Below are 17,291 nucleotides of genomic sequence, written 5' to 3'. Positions count from 1 at the left end.
GATATTATGACCACAATAGTTTCTGTGCGCCGTAACGGTCAGGTTGCCCTAGGTGGTGACGGCCAGGTGACCCTTGGTAATACCGTGATGAAAGGCAACGCCCGCAAAGTGCGGCGTTTGTACCATGGCAAAGTGCTGGCTGGTTTTGCCGGTGGCACGGCCGACGCTTTTACTTTATTTGAACGTTTTGAAGCCAAACTGGAAATGCACCAGGGCCATTTAATGCGTGCTGCGGTAGAGCTCGCCAAAGACTGGCGCACGGACCGCATGCTTCGAAAACTCGAAGCTTTATTGGCAGTGGCCGATGCTAACTGCTCGCTGATCATTACCGGTAATGGTGATGTGATCCAGCCGGAGCAAGACTTAATTGCCATTGGCAGTGGTGGCCCTTTTGCCCAGGCAGCCGCCAAAGCACTGCTCGACAACACTGAACTGAGCCCACGCGACATCGTGGAAAAAAGCCTGACTATTGCTGGTGATATCTGCATTTACACCAATCAGCATCACACTATTGAAGATTTGTAAGAAGGTCCGTTATGTCTGAAATGACCCCAAGAGAAATTGTACATGAGCTGGACCGTCATATTATTGGCCAGCAGGACGCCAAAAGAGCTGTGGCTATTGCGCTGCGTAACCGCTGGCGCCGCATGCAGCTCGACCCGGCACTGCGCCAGGAAGTCACGCCCAAAAATATTCTGATGATAGGCCCAACTGGTGTGGGTAAAACTGAAATTGCCAGGCGTCTGGCCAAACTCGCCAACGCGCCTTTTATTAAAGTAGAAGCCACTAAATTTACTGAAGTGGGTTATGTCGGCAAAGAAGTGGAAAGTATTATCCGTGACCTCACCGACAGCGCGGTAAAAATGGTACGCGAGCAGGAAGTGGCAAAAAACCGCTTCCGCGCTGAAGAAGCCGCCGAAGAGCGCATTCTGGACGTGTTACTCCCCCGCGCCCGCAACAACTGGGGTGAAGTGGAAGTGTCTGACAGCGATGCCAACACCAGGCAGATTTTCCGCAAAAAACTGCGCGAAGGTCAGCTCGATGACAAAGAAATTGAACTGGATTTAGCAATGCCAGCCATGGGGGTGGAGATTATGGCCCCACCAGGCATGGAAGAAATGACCCAGCAGCTGCAAAGCATGTTTCAGAATATGGGCTCGGATAAAACCAAAAAGCGCAAACTGAAAATTAAAGACGCTTTTAAACAATTGGTAGAAGAAGAAGCCGGCAAACTGGTGAATCCGGAAGAGCTCAAAGCCAAAGCTTTAGAAGCTGTTGAGCAAAACGGCATTGTTTTTATTGATGAAATTGACAAAATCTGTAAACGCGGCGAGACCTCAGGCCCGGATGTATCACGCGAAGGGGTACAACGGGATTTGCTGCCACTCATTGAAGGCTGCACCGTCAACACCAAACACGGTATGGTCAAAACCGACCATATTCTGTTTATTGCCTCAGGCGCTTTCCAGATGGCAAAACCTTCTGACTTAGTGCCGGAATTACAAGGCCGTTTACCGATCCGGGTTGAGCTGCAACCTTTATCTGCCAATGACTTTGAGCGTATTCTGACCGAGCCTAAAGCGTCACTGACAGAACAAACCATTGCGATGCTGGCCACCGAAGGTGTGAAATTAAGCTTTAGCAAAGACGGCATTGAACGTATTGCCAAAGCCGCCTGGCAGGTGAATGAAACCACGGAAAACATCGGCGCCCGCCGTTTATATACGGTAATGGAGCGGCTGCTCGAAGAAGTGTCCTTTGAAGCAGCAGACCATACAGGCCAGACCATTCTGGTGGACGGTGCTTATGTCGACGCCCATTTGGAGTCTGTGGTGCAGGACGAGGATTTAAGCCGCTTTATTTTATAAGCGGCATAACCTGCTGTAACTTATCGCCAGGCCCGTTGTGACGGGCTTGTTTTTTGGAAGGAAACACAGATGCATCAGGTGACCAAATTACATTACCACCGCCAAAGTAAAATACTGGACGTCCATTTTGCTGACGGCCTATGTGCCAGCTTCAGTCCCGAATTTTTGCGGGTATTGTCACCTTCTGCTGAAGTGCGGGGCCACGGCAAACCCAGGCTGGTCAGCCATAAAAAACAGGTGGCTATCAGTCAGATTTTAGCTGTGGGTTTATACGCCGCCAAAATTGTGTTTGATGATGGCCACAACAGCGGTATTTACAGCTGGCCTTATTTACGCGAGCTGCACCAGAACCGCGAAGCCTTATGGCAGGATTACCTGAACCGGCTGGCAGCCGCCAATAGCAACCGCGAAGCCAGTCTGAATATCAAACAGCTTTAGACGCAGCACTTTATCCGGCTGTATTACAAAGCTCTTAGGCTTCACTGCGCTATTGCAGCTGCAGCTGATACAAAGCGGCAATCAAATCGGACTGACTAATCAGGCCACACAGCCTCTGCTGTTGATCCAGCACCGGAATATGGTGCAAGCCAAGATCGGACAACAAAGGCACCACAGCCACCAGCTGTTGCATCAGCGACGACAAGGGCTGTTGTTGCTGTTTCTGATCCGCTTGCTGTTGCCAGAACTTACGAAAAAAGCCGACAAAAGTTCCATAGTCATGCAGCGGCATTTCTTTCAGGAAAAAAGACCAGCGAAATAACCCCCAGTAACTGCCGTTGTGTCTCCACGACCGGCAGCAACTGAGTACTAATGTTAAGCGCGGAATTTATCCAAGGTTTGATGCAAACGGGCGGCTTGTTCAGCCACTTCTTCACTGATTTGCGCGTTATGGGTTGCGATGACCAGCGATTCCTGGGAAATATCGCGGATGCGCACCACGTTTTTATTCACTTCAGAGGCCACATGGCTTTGTTCTTCAATGGCAGTCGCAATCTGAGTGGTCATATCCATAATGGTACTGACATCATGGGTAATAGTGGCCAATAACTGACTGGCAATACCAGCTTGTTGCACACTGGAACTACCTTGTTCGCGACAGCTTTGCATGGTTTGCACTATGGTTTTGGTGCGGCCTTGCAAACCGGCAATGATTTGTTCTATTTGCCGGGTCGAGTCGGCAGTGCGCTGCGCTAAGCTTCGCACTTCATCTGCAACCACGGCAAAACCACGACCTTGTTCACCAGCGCGGGCGGCTTCAATGGCGGCATTGAGTGCCAGCAGGTTGGTTTGTTCGGCAATGCCACGGATCACATCAAGCACAGAGCCGATAGTGGCACTGTCTTTTTCCAGTTCAGCCATGACCACAGCAGCTTGTTGTAACTCGTTGGATAAACTGGTGATTCGTGCCACAGTTTGTTCCACTTCTTTCATACCATCACTGGCATTTTTATTGGTGGCTTCGGCTTTATTGGCGGTGTTTTCGGTATTGCCGGCAATTTCATCAATGGTCGCGCCCATTTCAGTCACTGCAGTGGCCACCATGTCAGATTCCATCTGCTGCTGGCTCATGCCTCTGCTGGTATCTGAAGTCGATTTCGCCAGCTCAGCAGTGGCGGTATCCAGCATCTCCAGCGCCTGGTTCACACTACGCACTAAATCCTGAATGTCCGACAACATCTGATTAAAGTCTTTTGCCAGTGTGGTCATTTCATCATTGCCACTGACTTCCACCCTTTGGCGAAAATCGTTGTCACTGCGAATAAGACCTATAGTACGACAGACATTGGCAATAGGCTGCAAAATACTGCGGCTGGTCATCAGCACTAACGCCATCACAGCCACCAACACCAGCACAAAAAGGGCAAAAGCCAGAGATTTTGTCGTGGCAACCGCTGCTTCAACCGCTTTTTGTGCAGCATTAGCCATATTTTCCAGGCTTTGTTCCGTTTGATGAATAGCGGTACGCATACTGGCCATCACCCCCTGTTCCTGGTTTAACCCAATCTGCTGCTGACCGGCCACCAGCGCATGAAAGGCTTGCTGATAACCAGCAGCAGCCTGCAACAGGGCGTCGTCACCGCCGGCGGCAGATAACAAAGAGTTAAAACGGCTAAATTCTTTATCAAAAGCATCCAGATATTTTAAATCCAGCCGCAGCATAAAATCTTTTTCCGCCCGGCGCAGTTGCAACAGACTGACCATTAAGGTGTCGTTATTCACCTGTTTAAACTCTTGTTCCAGCTGATGGGCTGCAGCCCTTAATTTGCCATATAAACCGCTTTGATGATCAAGCCCCACCTGCTCAGACAGCTCAACCACTTTGGCAAACTGCTGCTGATAACTGTCGGTTTGCCGGCTGAATTCTTCCAGTGGTGCGGTGTCAATGCCAGCTTGCTGTAACCCTTGTTTTAAATGTTCGCTGTGTTGTTCCAGTTCGGTATGGGCTTTTTGGTATTTGTCGCGATATGACAAATCTTTGCGCATTAAGAAGTCTTTTTCATGGCGGCGCAGCGTCAGTACATCGGTTTTTAAATTGTCGATATCCAGTCGCAGTTCTGCCAGGGCACTTTGCTGCCCACTCTGGTAAATCAACAGAGCCAACATCACCAACATGGCCAGACCTACCGCAAGGCCATTGAGGAATAACCGTTGTTTGATGGAGAAATTACGCAGCATATCCAAATTTCCTGAGGGTAAAATGAAGGCATAAGTATAAGAAATAAAAGCTAATGTTGCTGCAGAAAAACAAAAAAACTGTAAATGTATACACTATGGAAACAAAACCATCTGCGCCAGCAGCACAGCCAGTAAACCAAGGGCAGCACCGGCACACACATCACCCGGGAAATGCACACCGAGCAAAATCCGGCTGAGGCCAACACAAAGCGCCCAGGGAAAAACCACAATCAACCAGAACGGAGCCACGATTGCCACCACCCCCAGCAACACAAAAGCGCCGGCGGTATGGCCTGAAGGTAAACTAAAACGGTCAGATGGCAGGATGTGCGGCTGAAAATGCCCCTGCCATAACTCTGCCGGACGGGCGCGGCGAAACAGGTTTTTCAGCAGCAAATAACTTGGTAACTCAATAGCATAAGCCACCGCAAGCAACAGAATAAACTCAAGCGCTGCTTCCCCCTGCAACAGCAATAACAAAAAAGCCAGCAGCGCATAAGAAGGGCCATCCGCTGTTCTGGAACAATAAAGGCACAAAGGGGCCAGGGTGCTGCTGCCAAAACGCTGGAATAACCAGCTGAAAAAATACTGATCAAAAGCGGCAAGCCTTGCAAGTTTCATCAGGCAATCCATTCAGCTTCAGACTAAGGTCAGCCTAGCCGCCTGAGATGACAAACAAATGAATGTGTTTAACCTGATGTTTTGCGGGCAAGTAAGGCCAGTGCTTCAGCTTCGGGCAGAGGTTTGGCTATCAGGTACCCCTGCACAGCGTCGCAGGCCATATGGCGCAGTAACCCCAGCTGATGTTCGTCTTCTACCCCTTCAGCCAGAATACGTTTGCCAAGGCCATGCGCCAGTGTGATCATGGTTTTGACAATCATCATGTCTGAATCACTGCCGGCCATATCGGTAATAAAACTGCGGTCAATTTTAATTTTGTCGATGGGCATTTTGCGCAGATAACCCAAAGACGAATAGCCGGTACCAAAGTCGTCAATCGACACCCGAATGCCCATTTGCTGCAGCTCGGTGACATAGTTACGGCCTTTTTCCATATCGCCCATCGCCGTGTCTTCGGTAATCTCCAGCTCCAGCATGGAGGAAGGCACCTGATAACGCTCCAGCAGCTGCTGAATTTTCAGTTTTAAGCCTTCCTGCTCAAAATGAATAGGCGACATATTCACCGCCACCGGCAGCATCATACGTTGTTGCCGCCAGCGCCCGAGAGTGGCCACCGCCTGCTCCAGCAAGGCCAAATCCAGTCGCTGACTAAGCCCAAGCTGTGCTGCAGCTGGCAAAAACTGCGCCGGCATTAATAAACCGCGCTCTGGATGTTGCCAGCGTACCAGGGCTTCAAAAGCGTCAATACGCTGCTCGCGTAAATTCCATTGTGGCTGGAAATACAATACAAACTGGCGCTGCTCTATCGCCTGCAATAATTCTTTTTCCAGCAATAACAAGCGGGCGGATTCTTCTTCCATACCGCTGTGATACTGCACCCAGCGCTGTTGCTGCCTTTTGGCCTGGTGAAAGGCAATATTGGCTTTTTGCAACAGAGTTTCAGCATTGGCCGCATGTTCCGGATACATAGCCAGACCCATACTGGCGGTCATTTTTAACTGCACGTTTTCAAAAGCGAAGGGTTTTTCAATTTGTTGTTCAATATGTTGCAGCGAAAACTGCCGCTGTTTTTCGCTGTGGGCTTCGGTTAGCACCAGAGCAAAAATATCACCGCCGGTTCGGGCAATAAAACGGGGTTTTAAAATACTGGCTTCAAAACGGCGGTTCACTTCACGCAAAATGCGGTCACCTTGTTTTAAACCCACGGATTCGTTGATGGTTTTAAACCTATCCAGCCCCACCATCACCAGTAGTAAAGGTTCCTGCTGCTGTTGCATCAACAGGTTTAATTCCTGCAGCAGCGCATCACGGTTTAACGCGCCGGTCAGGTGATCATGACTATCCAGGTAACGGGTTTTGGCGGTCAGCTGCAGGTTGGCAGTTCTTTCATCTTCCTGCAGCCAGATAATAAGCCCAAGCCCCAGAATGGTTTGGCAAAACAGTTCCAGATGTTTGCTGACCAGGATCACGCGGTTCAATGTGTCGCCGGTGCCAAACCATACCGACAGCATAGCCACCACCACCAACTGAAAACCCCAGAGCACTATGCTGCTGGCCACCAGCTTAGTGACAAAAATTTTTCGTTGTAGTGAAAACAACCAGATACCGGCAACAAATAAAGCAGCACCAATAAAAAACAACCTAAGGTTAACCTGCAGATAATGTTTCCATGGGCTTAGCTGAGTATCAAAGGCAAATAACAACACCGAAAACAATGCAATCAGCCCCACCAGCCAGAGCAGCTGATTGACGGTACGGGAAGCGATACGCTCTGAGGTAACAGCTTCACGCACCCCAACCAGTACCCAGATAGCAAAGGCATAACAGGTAAAAATATAAGTAAACTCAAAGAATTGCCTGACATAAATGGCGCTGGCAAGCTCGGTGGCGAAGTAGGAGTAACAGCTGAGACTGATGACATAAAGCGCCAGTACAAAAAAAGCCACTGACCAGGATTTCAGATAATGTCGCTGATAAATTCGGTAAAAATGCCAGAGCACCAGACTCAGCACCAGCGCCAATCCAGCCTGAATTAAAAACAGCGACAATCTGGCCAGAATCAGTTCAGTGCTCAACCAACTTTACCTAATTTATGTTGTGTGATGGTTAAAAACTACCACAGCAAATACGGATTTGCACTCAGAGGCCAGCATAAATTGCAGCGAAGCTCAGCTGACAACAAGCTTGAGCTTCGCTCCGATAAGTTTATACTGTGCTCTGGATCAATGACTTATCAGGCGGACCGAGCAATGCAATACAATACTTCCGAATTATGTGACTTGTATGCTGACATGATTGACGTGGTCGAACCGCTGTTTGCCAACTATGGCGGACGCCGCTCGTTCGGCGGCATGATCCAGACCATCAAGTGTTTTGAAGACAATGGTCTGATCCGGCAAGTGTTGTCTGAGCCCGGTGTTGGCAAAGTATTGCTGGTTGACGGTGGTGGTTCAGCCCGCCGCGCTTTGTTAGATGCTGAGCTCGCCGTAATGGCCGCCGAAAATGGCTGGGAAGGTGTGGTGTTATACGGCAGTGTCCGTGATGTCGACACGCTGGAAGACTTTGATATCGGCATTCAGGCTGTGAATGCTATTCCGGTGGGGGCTGATGATCAGGGTTTTGGCGAAGTTGATGTCCCGGTGAACTTTGCCGGTGTGACTTTCCTGCCGGGTGATCACCTCTATGCCGACAGCACAGGTATTATTTTGTCTGCCGAACCCCTTGATATCGAATAACTGCTCTAAACAACCGGAAGTTCAATGAAAGAACTGTTAATCCGCTATCAGGCCGCCACTTTGGCGGCCTTTCAACAACAGCGCAGTGGTGAAACCCGTTTAGGTGAAACCCTGCAATTTGCCGATGCCACTTTACCTTTAGCCGACGCGCTGCGTCTGGCCAAAGCTGCAGGCGTGCGTTATGTGCTGCTTGGCATTGCGGAAGATATCGGCCCCCGCGCCAACTTTGGCAATGGTGGTGCCGATTTAGGTTTTCAGGCATTTTTAAAACGTTTTATTAATTTGCAGGCCAATGATTTTATTGATGGCCGGCAAATTCTGCTGCTGGGTGAAATAAAGCTGCAGGATTTACAACAACAAAGTGCCGGACTGCAAAGCCAGGATGCAGCGCAACTGGCCACTTTGCGCAGCTTATGTGCCCAAATAGATGACAGAGCCACGCCGGTACTGCAGGCCATTTTTGACGCCGGTTTAACCCCTCTGGTTATAGGGGGTGGGCACAACAACGCGTTGCCACTGCTGAAAGCCTTAGCGCACAGCAGCGGTACTCAGGTCAACGCAGTGAATCTGGATCCACACTGCGATTTTCGTTTACAGGAAGGCCGGCACAGTGGCAATGGTTTTAGTTATGCGTCGGCGCAGGGTTATCTAAACCGTTATTTTGTATTGGGTTTACATGAACTGAAAAACTCAGCCACAGCCCTTGCCCAGTTGCAACAAGCAGGAGCCGCTTATTGCAGTTATCAGGACCTGTACCTGCATCAGCGCTGCACTTTTGACGAGGCGGTGGCTGAGGCTATCCGTTTTGTCGACCAGCCACAGACCCCTGTAGGTATTGAACTGGACACCGACAGTATCAGCATGATGCCGGTCAGCGCCTTCACCAACTGTGGGGTGTCGGTGCGTGAAGCCGAGCGCTATGTGTATCAGCTGGCAAAACTGCCACATAGCCGTTATCTGCACCTGGCAGAAGCGGCGCCGGCACAACATCCGGCCGGTCTTACTGCCGGTATGTCAGAAGCAGGTCAGGTGCTGACGGCCTTAGTGCTGGCCTTTATTCAGGCCAGAAATAAATAAAGCGCTGAATATCAGCGCTTTATTTATCGTTGTCGCCAGCAGAACAATTATTGGTTTTTCTGGTGAAACCACTGTTTTAACCAGGATGGTAAACCATGCAGCGCAAATGGCCTGGAGTATAAAAAGCCCTGGCCGCGCTGACAGCCCATTTTTACCAGTCGATCCGCCACCGCCTGCTCTTCAATGCCCTCGGCAACCACTGTCAGTTGCAGATTTTTTGCCACATCCAAAATAGCGCCTGTCACTGCGGCCTGAGTGTCAGAACGATGCAAACCGGCGATAAAAGAACAATCTACCTTCACCTGCTGCACCGGCAACTGGCGGATATACCCCAACGACGACAAGCCGGTGCCAAAATCATCCAGCGCCAACGCGACCCCCAGCTGATGTAACCGCTGCAACACCAATAAGGCTTTTTCCGGATCATGAAGCAAAGCCTGTTCTTTAATTTCCAGGATCAGCTGCTCTGGCGGTACATCGGCATCTTCGAGCATCTGTTGTAATTGTTCTACCAGCTCCATTTGCATTAAATCGCTGCTGGCCAGATTGACCGCCAGTGCAATATCAAAACCCTGCTGGCGCAGCTGCTGCAATGTTGTCATAGCCTGACTCAATACCCATTGGGTTAACGGATAAATCATGCCCATTTCTTCGGCCATCGGCAGAAAGTCTTTGGGTAATAACAATCCTTTATCCGGGTGCTGCCAGCGCAATAACACTTCAGCGGCCACCACTTGTGAACTGTGTAAGTCCAGCTGCGGCTGCACATCCAACTGCAACTGGTGTTGCACTATGGCGTCGCTGAGCTGCGACATCATCAGCAGTTTGTCGTCGGTATAACTTTGCATTTGCGGGTGAAACACCTGAGTTTCGCTAAAACGGTACAGGTGCAATTGCAGAGCCTGATAGGCTTTGTCCATCAGGTCATTAAGCAGGGTGCCATGTTTTGGATAATGCGCCACGCCACTGGCAATACGGTATTCAATAGCACAACCGTGGATCAGCAAAGGCTCAGGCACTTGCTGTTCAATACGCTGCGCCAGATATTCGGCCTGATGTTGTTTGCGACCGGCGTGCACCCAAGCAGCAAAATCAACGCCGCCCAGATGGGCAACAGCCGCATGCTGGCTTTGCCATTCCAGTTTCAGCACATCGGCATCATTGACCAGCTGCTGATTGATCCGGGCGGCAATTTGGGTTAACAACAGGTTGGCGTTACTGCGTCCAAGTGCTTTGTTAATATGCTCAAAATCTTTGATTTTTAATAACAATAACGAATAGTGCTGCGACGGATCCCGTTGCAGTAATAATTTGATCTGCTGCTCAAAAGCCAGTTTATTCGGATAACCGGTGATTTCGTCATGCAGCATCCTGAAAGGATCCGGCAGTTGCTGCACCGTCTTGATATAAGCCTGCAAACTACGATTATGACGTTGACTTCTGAGCAGCAAAAATAACAACAGCAAGGATATCAGCAGCAACAGCGGCAATAACCAGTCGGCATAAGCCGTTAAGCCGGACAAAGCCCAGGCCGGCGCAGCAAAAAAGGCAGGGAGCAGCCAGACAAATTTCAAAATGTACTTCTCATCAGACGCTGATACTTTCAGCTTACTCTGTTTGCTTATTTTGTAAAGCCGCGCTCAGCGCGGCATTGCTGTAATTTTACCATTAACAATCAACTGCTTAAGCTGAGAAACCCCAAACTGGTAACAAAGTTCTGCCGGCTGACTGATAGCATAAAGGGCAAAATCGGCTTTTTTACCGGTCGCCAGCACACCTCTGTCTGTTTTACCCAGCGCTTTGGCGGCATGTACTGTTACCCCCTTCAGGGCTTCTTCCGGTGTCAACTTAAACAGAGTACAAGCCATATTCAGCATCAGCGGCAGATTGCAAAGCGGCGATGTGCCCGGGTTTAAGTCGGTTGAAATGGCCATCGGCACCTGATACTGGCGCAATAAATCGACAGGCGGCATTTTGGTTTCACGCAGGAAATAAAAAGCGCCCGGCAAAAGCACTGCAACAGTACCGGCAGCGGCCATCGCTTTCACGTCTTTTTCCGTCAGATATTCAATATGATCGGCTGACAAACCGGCAAATTCCGCCACCAGCGAAGCGCCACCCAAAGCCGATAATTGCTCGGCATGGGCTTTGACCGGTAGGCCAAGGGATTTGGCTTTTTCGAATAACAACCGGCTTTGTGCCACTGAAAAACCAATACCTTCACAAAACACATCCACCGCATCCACCAAGCCTAGCTGATGTAACGCCGGCAGCATGGTCTCGACTACCAGTTTGATATAACCGTCACTGTCGTTAGCGTATTCGGCAGGCAAGGCGTGGGCGCCTAAAAAGGTTTTTTCAATGGCGATGGGATGATGCTCGTCCAGCAGTTTGGCCACTTCAAGAATTTTTTGCTCACTCGCCAGGTCCAGACCATAACCTGATTTGATTTCAACAGTAGTCACCCCCTGGCTCAGCAGTGCATTAAGGCGGTCTTTGCCAAGCACAAACAATTCTTCATGAGAGGCGGCGCGGGTGGCGGCGACTGTTGATTTTATGCCGCCACCTGCTGCAGCGATATCCTGATAACTGGCACCATTTAACCGCATCTCAAATTCATTGGCACGGCTGCCGGCATACACCAGATGGGTATGGCAGTCGATAAATCCCGGCAATAACCATTGACCCTGACCGTCATACAAAGGAGTACTGAGTAAATCACAAGCTGGCAGTTCAGCTTTAGGGCCACACCAGGCAATGATGCCATCTTTAACCGCCAAAGCACCGTCGCTGATAGTGCCATAAGGCTGGCCATTGTCCGTCATAGTAGCAAGCTGAACATTGTGCCAGATGGCATCAAACTGATGGGGTGCAGACATAAAAACTCCAAAGCACAGAACCATAAACAAAAGCCAGGCAGAACGTCATATGCTGCTGCGCTCATCATTCATTTAACAGCAAATAATCTAACCCGAAGCTCTTGTATATACAATCAACAGCAGTTATTTTTTCCGTTACCCGAGCGCTGAATCAAGATCACGCAATATAAGGTCGCCGAAATGCAAAATAACCAGGAGCGCAATCCCCCGAAATTTGCTGCTATTAAAGAGTTTATTTTCAGTCAGATAGAATCAGGCAGCTGGCCTGAGCACAGCAGAGTTCCCTCGGAGAACGAATTATGCACCCAGTTTGGCGTTAGCCGGATGACCGCCAGGCGCGCCTTGCAGGAACTGACAGAACAAGGGGTGTTATACCGCACTCAGGGGGTTGGCAGTTTTGTCGCCAGTGCTAAATCACAATCGGCGCTGCTGGAAATCCGCAATATTGCCGATGATATTCAGGCGCGTGGTCATTTTCACTCGGCTGAACTGGTGCAATTGACTGAGCTGCCCTGCCCGGCAGTGGTCGCCACAGCTTTGGGATTAAACCGCAACGACCCGGTATTTTTTTCATTAATAGTGCATTATGACAACCAGCAACCGCTGCAATTAGAAGCGCGTTATGTCAATCCACAACAAATTCCTGATTATTTAAAGCAGGATTTTGTGCAACAAACCCCCCACGAATATTTAAGTGCAGTGGCACCTTTAACTGAAGCCGACCACCTGGTTGAAGCTGTTTTGCCCGATGACTTCACCTGTAAGTATCTGAAAATTCAAAAAACTGAGCCTTGCCTGCGGTTAACCCGCCGCACTTTCAGTCGCGGCGGCGCTGTAAGTTTTGCTTATCTGACGTCAGCTGGCAGCCGTTACCGGCTGGGTGGTCATCTCAATATCAAACCTAACCACAAAAATTAACCGGAACATTTCGTCATGGCGGCTGTTTTAGCCGCTGAAGCACTGCCGAATACTCCGGCCTTAAGCTCTGGCGGCCTCCGACAAAAATCAACACGGCAATCAATCTGTCCCCATTTTTTCGATCAACGAGTTTAAAAAACCGGCGCTCAGGCTATGCTTGTTGCTAACCTGGTAAATCTGAACAAAAAATCTGGTTTTAGCCCACAAGACACTGCTGCTGTTTGCAGTTTTTCTAATCAACTGGCTAGACCAGCGCTGGTAACTCTGTTAATTTCCGAGGCCGGTTTTTGACCAAAATGGCAATGCCGCTCATAAAAACATAACGATAAAAATCAAGATCAGGGTAAACAGACACATGAAACTAACTGTTGCGCACAAAGTGAGCATTGGCTTTGGCTTTATTGCCTTGTTGTTGTTAATCGCCAGTTTGTCGTCACTCTGGAGTTTTGCCGTGGTGTCTGACGCCAGCGGCAGAGTGAACGAGATTGCCGTGCCGGCGCAGCAACAAAGTAACAATGCCCAGATCCAGTTACTGAAACTCGCCAAACTATCCGCCCTTGGTTTTACCGCCGAACAGGAAAAAGACATCAGTAAATATCAGGCCGATTTTAATCAGGCAGAACAGCAATATCAGCAGAGTTTTAAAGCGCTGCAACAGCTATTACAACAAGATCCGCAGCTGAATAAACCATTGCAGCAAGCCGGCAAAGACTACAACAATTATGTGGCCGCTGTGACTTTGATGTTTCAGGCTAAACAACAAAGCCTGCAACAAGCGAAAACCGCCGCAGCTGAGCTTGCCTCGCTGGTACAACTGATTGACGATGCCGGCGCCACTTTATTGGATATTTCTTATCTGGAAGTTGCCGGAAAAAAACAACAGATGGAACTGATAGCCGGCGCTGCCGGCCGGGTTGATGGCCAATTATTGGCACTGATGCAAACCTTACGTGAAACCGGTGCTTATACCGACCTGTCGCAACTGACCGAAAGCCAGCAAAACATTGAATTTGCGCTCAGTGATATGCAGGGCAATCTGGATTACATCAATAATCTGGTGGCAGAAGTGGGTGCGCAGCAGCTGTGGGACGATTTTAACGCCCAGCTTGGCGATTTTAAAAACCGCATTGCGGCAACCGACAGCCTGGTGGTACAAAAACAACAACAACTGAAAGCACTGGCTGAAGCCAGAGCACAACTGGCGGCTTCCGAGCAGGCGGTCACTCAGGCTGTAACAGCGCTGGATCAGGTACTGACAGGTGCGGGCCAACAATTTAACAGCTTGCAGGCGGAAATGTCTGACACCTTAAGTTTTGGCACAGCCCGCACCTTTGTGCTGATGCTGGTGTTGATTGCACTGGCCGGCGCCGCCGCTTACTTTACTATTAATGCCATGTTGCGACCGCTGGGTAGCATTAACAAGGTGCTGGGTGAAGTGGCTGCCGGTGATTTAACCCGTCAGCTGAAAATTGAACAGGATGACGAGTTTGGCGCTTTGTCAGCCAAAGTTAATAGCTTGATCCTGGCGCTGCGTGAGCTTATTCATGGCATCAGCGCCAACGCCAGTGAACTGCAACAAAGCTCAGCTTTGTCACGTAGCGAAGTGAATGAAATTCACCAGGCGCTGGCGCAACAACAACAACAAATTGCTGCGGTGAATCACACCACAATGCAGCTGGAAGAAAATACCCATCAAATTGCCAGTCAGGCACAACTGGCGGTCAGTGAAATGCAACATGCATTAAGCCAGAGCCAGCAGATTGACACTATCTCAGGCCAAAACAGCAACCTGATCACCAGCCTGGCCAGCCAACTGACTGAAACGGCCGATATCATGCTGAAAGTGAATGATCAGTCCAACAATATCGGCAGTATTCTGGCCACCATCCGCAGTATTGCCGAACAGACCAACTTACTGGCACTGAACGCCGCTATTGAAGCGGCCCGCGCCGGTGAACAAGGCCGTGGTTTTGCCGTTGTGGCAGATGAAGTGCGCTCGCTGGCCGTACGCAGTCAGGGTGCCACTGATGAAATCCGCCAGATGATTCAAACCTTGCAACAACAAAGTACCGCCGCCGTGCAGGCGATTAGCAGAGGTAAAACTGATGCTGATACCTGTGTTGGCCATAACAGCGAACTGGTGGCGTCATTAACGGGAATTAATCAGGCGATTACCCAAATGCATGGTATTAGTGCAGTGATTGCTGATGCCACCGACAATCAGCTGCAACTCGGCTCTGCCATTGGGCAGAATATGAGCCGGATGGTCGAACTGGCGCAACAAAGTAGCGACAAAGCCAGCCGGACTTTAAATCACAGTGATGCTGTGGCACAAAGCGCCGACACACTGCAGCAGTCCATTCAAACCTTTAAAATTTAAGCTGGTAACAAAACAACGCGGGTTCATTTGGGCAGAGATGGAATACAGCACGTCGGCTGAAGGTGGTTGTTATCTCATCAGACAGCCAGGTGTTAAATTCAACCTGGCTGCACAGCATAAAAACTGCCAGATAACATTCAGGCTTCTGCTCAACCCCGGCTTTACCAGATACCGCACCCCATGTGTTGCTGTCTATTTTGTGTCATCACCTGATACTGATTGCTACCCGTTGTTCTCTGCCACAACAACAACTCTGCTGCCGGTTATTTTTCCATCAGCTGGTTGTTCGAACATCGGGAGCAGCAATGGTACCAGCAACTTTTTGATGCCAAATACAGTATGCGGCAGCTTGTTCCAGGCAACAAAATGAAAAACCGGCTGAGTTTTAAAGATTAGATTTAACGCAGATTTACATGACAGGTAGTTGCTCACACCAGTCAAAACGGCAAAAACACCGATCACGTAAAATTCAGCGATTCAAAAGAAAAAGGCTGGACTGAGTCCAGCCAGGCAGGAAACGTTTTTTATCCAACCCTGGATTTATGTTGTTCCTTTCATCGATAACGCCTCTGCATATTGCCAAAATAGAGACAAAAAAAACCTGACGAAAACTTGATATTGTCAGCTTCTCAGCAGATTGCCGTACTAAAATCGTCACTGCCAAGTTGCCGGGCCAGGCTCGAAAAATCAGTGGCCCGGATATTGGCCTCACGGGCAAATATTTTGGCTTGTGCTGTCATCGGCTGTAATGAAATGACTAAAGCGCCATCACACTGATGGATTAACATCAGCTGGAACAGCTGACACAACTGATCAAGTCCGGGTTCAGTATTCAGACAAGGGTAAAGCTGCAACAAGAACCGGTAGCCGCCATCGTTATACAGATAAAGCTCGCTGCTGCCGCTGCTGCCATTGAGCGGTTGTAATAAGCCGGCATATTGGCGGAAAAACAGCTGCTGTGCAGTCAAGAACTGCAACTGCCTCTCAGCATCGGACTGAAAAGGCTTGCGTTTTAGTATATTTATGACAGAAGGTGTCGCCACAAATAACAATAAATTCAGCAATACCGCAAGCGCCGTAGCCAGCATAAAAACCCACCAAATCCAGTCTGCCCGCCAAAGGCTGCCAAGCCAGTCCCATCTGACTTGCTCCTGCAACAATACATAGGCAGATCCGCTAAAAAGTCCCAGCAGCACCACAAGAGTCAGGCCTAGCATCCATTGATTTGACATACTACCACCCAGATCAGAATAGGCTGACAGTATGCTTTGGTGTGAAGATCGAGACTTTATTACTACATGATAAAAAACTGATAAATCATAAAGATCAACAATATGGCAGCGCATGTACCGGTGATGAAAACCTATAACAAAAACCGGGCACACTTTGGCTATAAGCGGCTGAAACCACTCTTGCCACCTCACTGCCTGATGCAAATTGCGGTGCAGCTAAGCCCTGACTTTGGGTTGCGGCGGTATAAAACTGTTGTTTGGTTGGATGTTCAGGGCTGCACAAATTAAAACAATCGGTCGCAGGCTGCTGTTGCAGTAACTGGATGATAAAAGCGGCAATATCGGCCGCATGCACCATATTCACCGGCAACTCAGCACCTTGCAATACACGTCCGCTGCAGAATCTGGCAGGGTGACGACCAGGGCCAATCAAACCGGCCAGACGCAACGTAACACAAGGGTTTACCTGCTGTAATTCCTGTTCTGCCAGGCGCAAAAACCTCGATTTGGCATCGTCCGCCAACACTGATTTTTCGCTTACTTCTCCTGCCAACCCTTGATAAACACCGGTACTGGAGCAATGGATCAAGCCACGCACCCCGGCCTGATTTGCAAGCTGAGCAACGTTACGTAACAGCAGCAGATAGTCTTCCTCACTGCGTGTTTTAGCCGAGGGTGGCAAAGCACAAATCACCCAGGCATCCTGCCAGATTTGTTGTTGTGCATTGCTTAAAAAAAGCTGCGGCAACTGCAGCAGCATAGGCGTGATTTCTACCGGCAACTGCAACAAGCCTTGTTCGGACTGACGGCTGCCATAGAGCTGATAACCAATCCTGGCCAGGCTGACGCCTAATTGCTGCCCCAACCAGCCACAGCCTACTATCACAACTTTACCGCGCATCAAA

At 49.5% G+C, this 17,291-nt stretch carries 15 protein-coding genes; 7 read left to right on the top strand and 8 right to left on the bottom strand.

The genetic code is table 11. From position 1 onward, the window contains the following. Positions 1–6: 6 nt before the first annotated feature. The 3 genes from hslV to V7P87_RS03070 all read left to right on the top strand — a co-directional run bounded on the left by hslV (position 7) and on the right by V7P87_RS03070 (position 2,306). Complete coding sequence (hslV, locus tag V7P87_RS03080; protein WP_260655929.1) at positions 7–525, top strand: ATP-dependent protease subunit HslV; 519 nt, start codon at positions 7–9, stop codon at positions 523–525. Between the two features lie 11 nt (positions 526–536). Then, positions 537–1,868, top strand: a complete 1,332-nt coding sequence (gene hslU, locus V7P87_RS03075) for an HslU--HslV peptidase ATPase subunit (protein WP_333796117.1) — start codon at positions 537–539, stop codon at positions 1,866–1,868. Positions 1,869–1,937: 69 nt separating this feature from the next. Next, a complete protein-coding gene (locus tag V7P87_RS03070; RefSeq protein ID WP_333796116.1) occupies positions 1,938–2,306 on the top strand; it encodes a gamma-butyrobetaine hydroxylase-like domain-containing protein in 369 nt (122 codons plus the stop codon). Between the two features lie 49 nt (positions 2,307–2,355). Here V7P87_RS03070 and V7P87_RS03065 read toward each other — a convergent pair whose 3' ends face one another. From V7P87_RS03065 to V7P87_RS03050, 4 genes are all read right to left on the bottom strand, one after another. After that, complete coding sequence (locus V7P87_RS03065) at positions 2,356–2,598, bottom strand: CBS domain-containing protein (protein ID WP_333796115.1); 243 nt, start codon at positions 2,596–2,598, stop codon at positions 2,356–2,358. Positions 2,599–2,681: 83 nt separating this feature from the next. Further along, positions 2,682–4,544, bottom strand: coding sequence for a methyl-accepting chemotaxis protein (locus tag V7P87_RS03060; RefSeq protein ID WP_333796114.1), 1,863 nt, complete (start codon positions 4,542–4,544; stop codon positions 2,682–2,684). 93 nt (positions 4,545–4,637) lie between these two features. Continuing rightward, a complete protein-coding gene (locus V7P87_RS03055; protein WP_333796113.1) occupies positions 4,638–5,165 on the bottom strand; it encodes a phosphatase PAP2 family protein in 528 nt (175 codons plus the stop codon). 68 nt (positions 5,166–5,233) lie between these two features. Continuing rightward, a complete protein-coding gene (locus V7P87_RS03050) occupies positions 5,234–7,240 on the bottom strand; it encodes a putative bifunctional diguanylate cyclase/phosphodiesterase (protein ID WP_333796112.1) in 2,007 nt (668 codons plus the stop codon). 174 nt (positions 7,241–7,414) lie between these two features. Between V7P87_RS03050 and rraA the strand changes: the two genes are divergently transcribed. Continuing rightward, positions 7,415–7,900 carry a ribonuclease E activity regulator RraA gene (gene rraA / locus V7P87_RS03045; protein ID WP_260655922.1) on the top strand — a complete coding sequence of 162 codons (486 nt, stop codon included), beginning with the start codon at positions 7,415–7,417 and terminating at the stop codon, positions 7,898–7,900. A gap of 24 nt (positions 7,901–7,924) precedes the next feature. Continuing rightward, the gene (locus V7P87_RS03040) at positions 7,925–8,977 is read left to right on the top strand and encodes a formimidoylglutamase (protein ID WP_333796111.1); all 1,053 of its coding nucleotides are present in this window, start codon (positions 7,925–7,927) and stop codon (positions 8,975–8,977) included. Positions 8,978–9,024: 47 nt separating this feature from the next. Here V7P87_RS03040 and V7P87_RS03035 read toward each other — a convergent pair whose 3' ends face one another. Then, a complete protein-coding gene (locus V7P87_RS03035; RefSeq protein ID WP_333796110.1) occupies positions 9,025–10,551 on the bottom strand; it encodes a putative bifunctional diguanylate cyclase/phosphodiesterase in 1,527 nt (508 codons plus the stop codon). Between the two features lie 66 nt (positions 10,552–10,617). Further along, positions 10,618–11,856, bottom strand: a complete 1,239-nt coding sequence (hutI, locus tag V7P87_RS03030; RefSeq protein WP_333796109.1) for an imidazolonepropionase — start codon at positions 11,854–11,856, stop codon at positions 10,618–10,620. 180 nt (positions 11,857–12,036) lie between these two features. On the opposite strand from hutI, the gene hutC reads away from it, so the two are divergent. Together hutC and V7P87_RS03020 are read left to right on the top strand one after the other, a co-directional pair. Beyond that, positions 12,037–12,774, top strand: coding sequence for a histidine utilization repressor (gene hutC / locus V7P87_RS03025; protein ID WP_260655918.1), 738 nt, complete (start codon positions 12,037–12,039; stop codon positions 12,772–12,774). A 355-nt stretch (positions 12,775–13,129) separates the two neighbouring features. Further along, complete coding sequence (locus tag V7P87_RS03020; RefSeq protein ID WP_333796108.1) at positions 13,130–15,154, top strand: methyl-accepting chemotaxis protein; 2,025 nt, start codon at positions 13,130–13,132, stop codon at positions 15,152–15,154. 629 nt (positions 15,155–15,783) lie between these two features. Here the strand turns inward: V7P87_RS03020 and V7P87_RS03015 are convergent. Further along, on the bottom strand, positions 15,784–16,386 hold the full coding sequence (locus V7P87_RS03015; RefSeq protein WP_333796107.1) for a hypothetical protein: 603 nt from the start codon (positions 16,384–16,386) through the stop codon (positions 15,784–15,786). A gap of 94 nt (positions 16,387–16,480) precedes the next feature. After that, positions 16,481–17,287, bottom strand: a complete 807-nt coding sequence (locus tag V7P87_RS03010) for a hypothetical protein (protein ID WP_333796106.1) — start codon at positions 17,285–17,287, stop codon at positions 16,481–16,483. Between the last annotated feature and the right edge of the window lie 4 nt (positions 17,288–17,291).

The organism is Rheinheimera sp. (genome assembly GCF_036782235.1).
Classification (GTDB): Bacteria; Pseudomonadota; Gammaproteobacteria; order Enterobacterales; family Alteromonadaceae; genus Pararheinheimera.
Note: the sequence above shows the minus strand (reverse complement) of the source record. Positions and strands in the feature narration are given on the sequence as shown.

Coding starts and splice junctions, on each gene's coding strand:
- hslV (WP_260655929.1), top strand. CDS start 7: ATGACCACAATAGTTTCTGTGCGCCGTAACGGTCAGGTTGCCCTAGGT.
- rraA (WP_260655922.1), top strand. CDS start 7,415: ATGCAATACAATACTTCCGAATTATGTGACTTGTATGCTGACATGATT.
- hutC (WP_260655918.1), top strand. CDS start 12,037: ATGCAAAATAACCAGGAGCGCAATCCCCCGAAATTTGCTGCTATTAAA.
- V7P87_RS03070 (WP_333796116.1), top strand. CDS start 1,938: ATGCATCAGGTGACCAAATTACATTACCACCGCCAAAGTAAAATACTG.
- V7P87_RS03060 (WP_333796114.1), bottom strand. CDS start 4,544: ATGCTGCGTAATTTCTCCATCAAACAACGGTTATTCCTCAATGGCCTT.
- V7P87_RS03055 (WP_333796113.1), bottom strand. CDS start 5,165: ATGAAACTTGCAAGGCTTGCCGCTTTTGATCAGTATTTTTTCAGCTGG.
- V7P87_RS03020 (WP_333796108.1), top strand. CDS start 13,130: ATGAAACTAACTGTTGCGCACAAAGTGAGCATTGGCTTTGGCTTTATT.
- hslU (WP_333796117.1), top strand. CDS start 537: ATGTCTGAAATGACCCCAAGAGAAATTGTACATGAGCTGGACCGTCAT.
- V7P87_RS03040 (WP_333796111.1), top strand. CDS start 7,925: ATGAAAGAACTGTTAATCCGCTATCAGGCCGCCACTTTGGCGGCCTTT.
- hutI (WP_333796109.1), bottom strand. CDS start 11,856: ATGTCTGCACCCCATCAGTTTGATGCCATCTGGCACAATGTTCAGCTT.
- V7P87_RS03015 (WP_333796107.1), bottom strand. CDS start 16,386: ATGTCAAATCAATGGATGCTAGGCCTGACTCTTGTGGTGCTGCTGGGA.
- V7P87_RS03010 (WP_333796106.1), bottom strand. CDS start 17,287: ATGCGCGGTAAAGTTGTGATAGTAGGCTGTGGCTGGTTGGGGCAGCAA.
- V7P87_RS03065 (WP_333796115.1), bottom strand. CDS start 2,598: ATGCCGCTGCATGACTATGGAACTTTTGTCGGCTTTTTTCGTAAGTTC.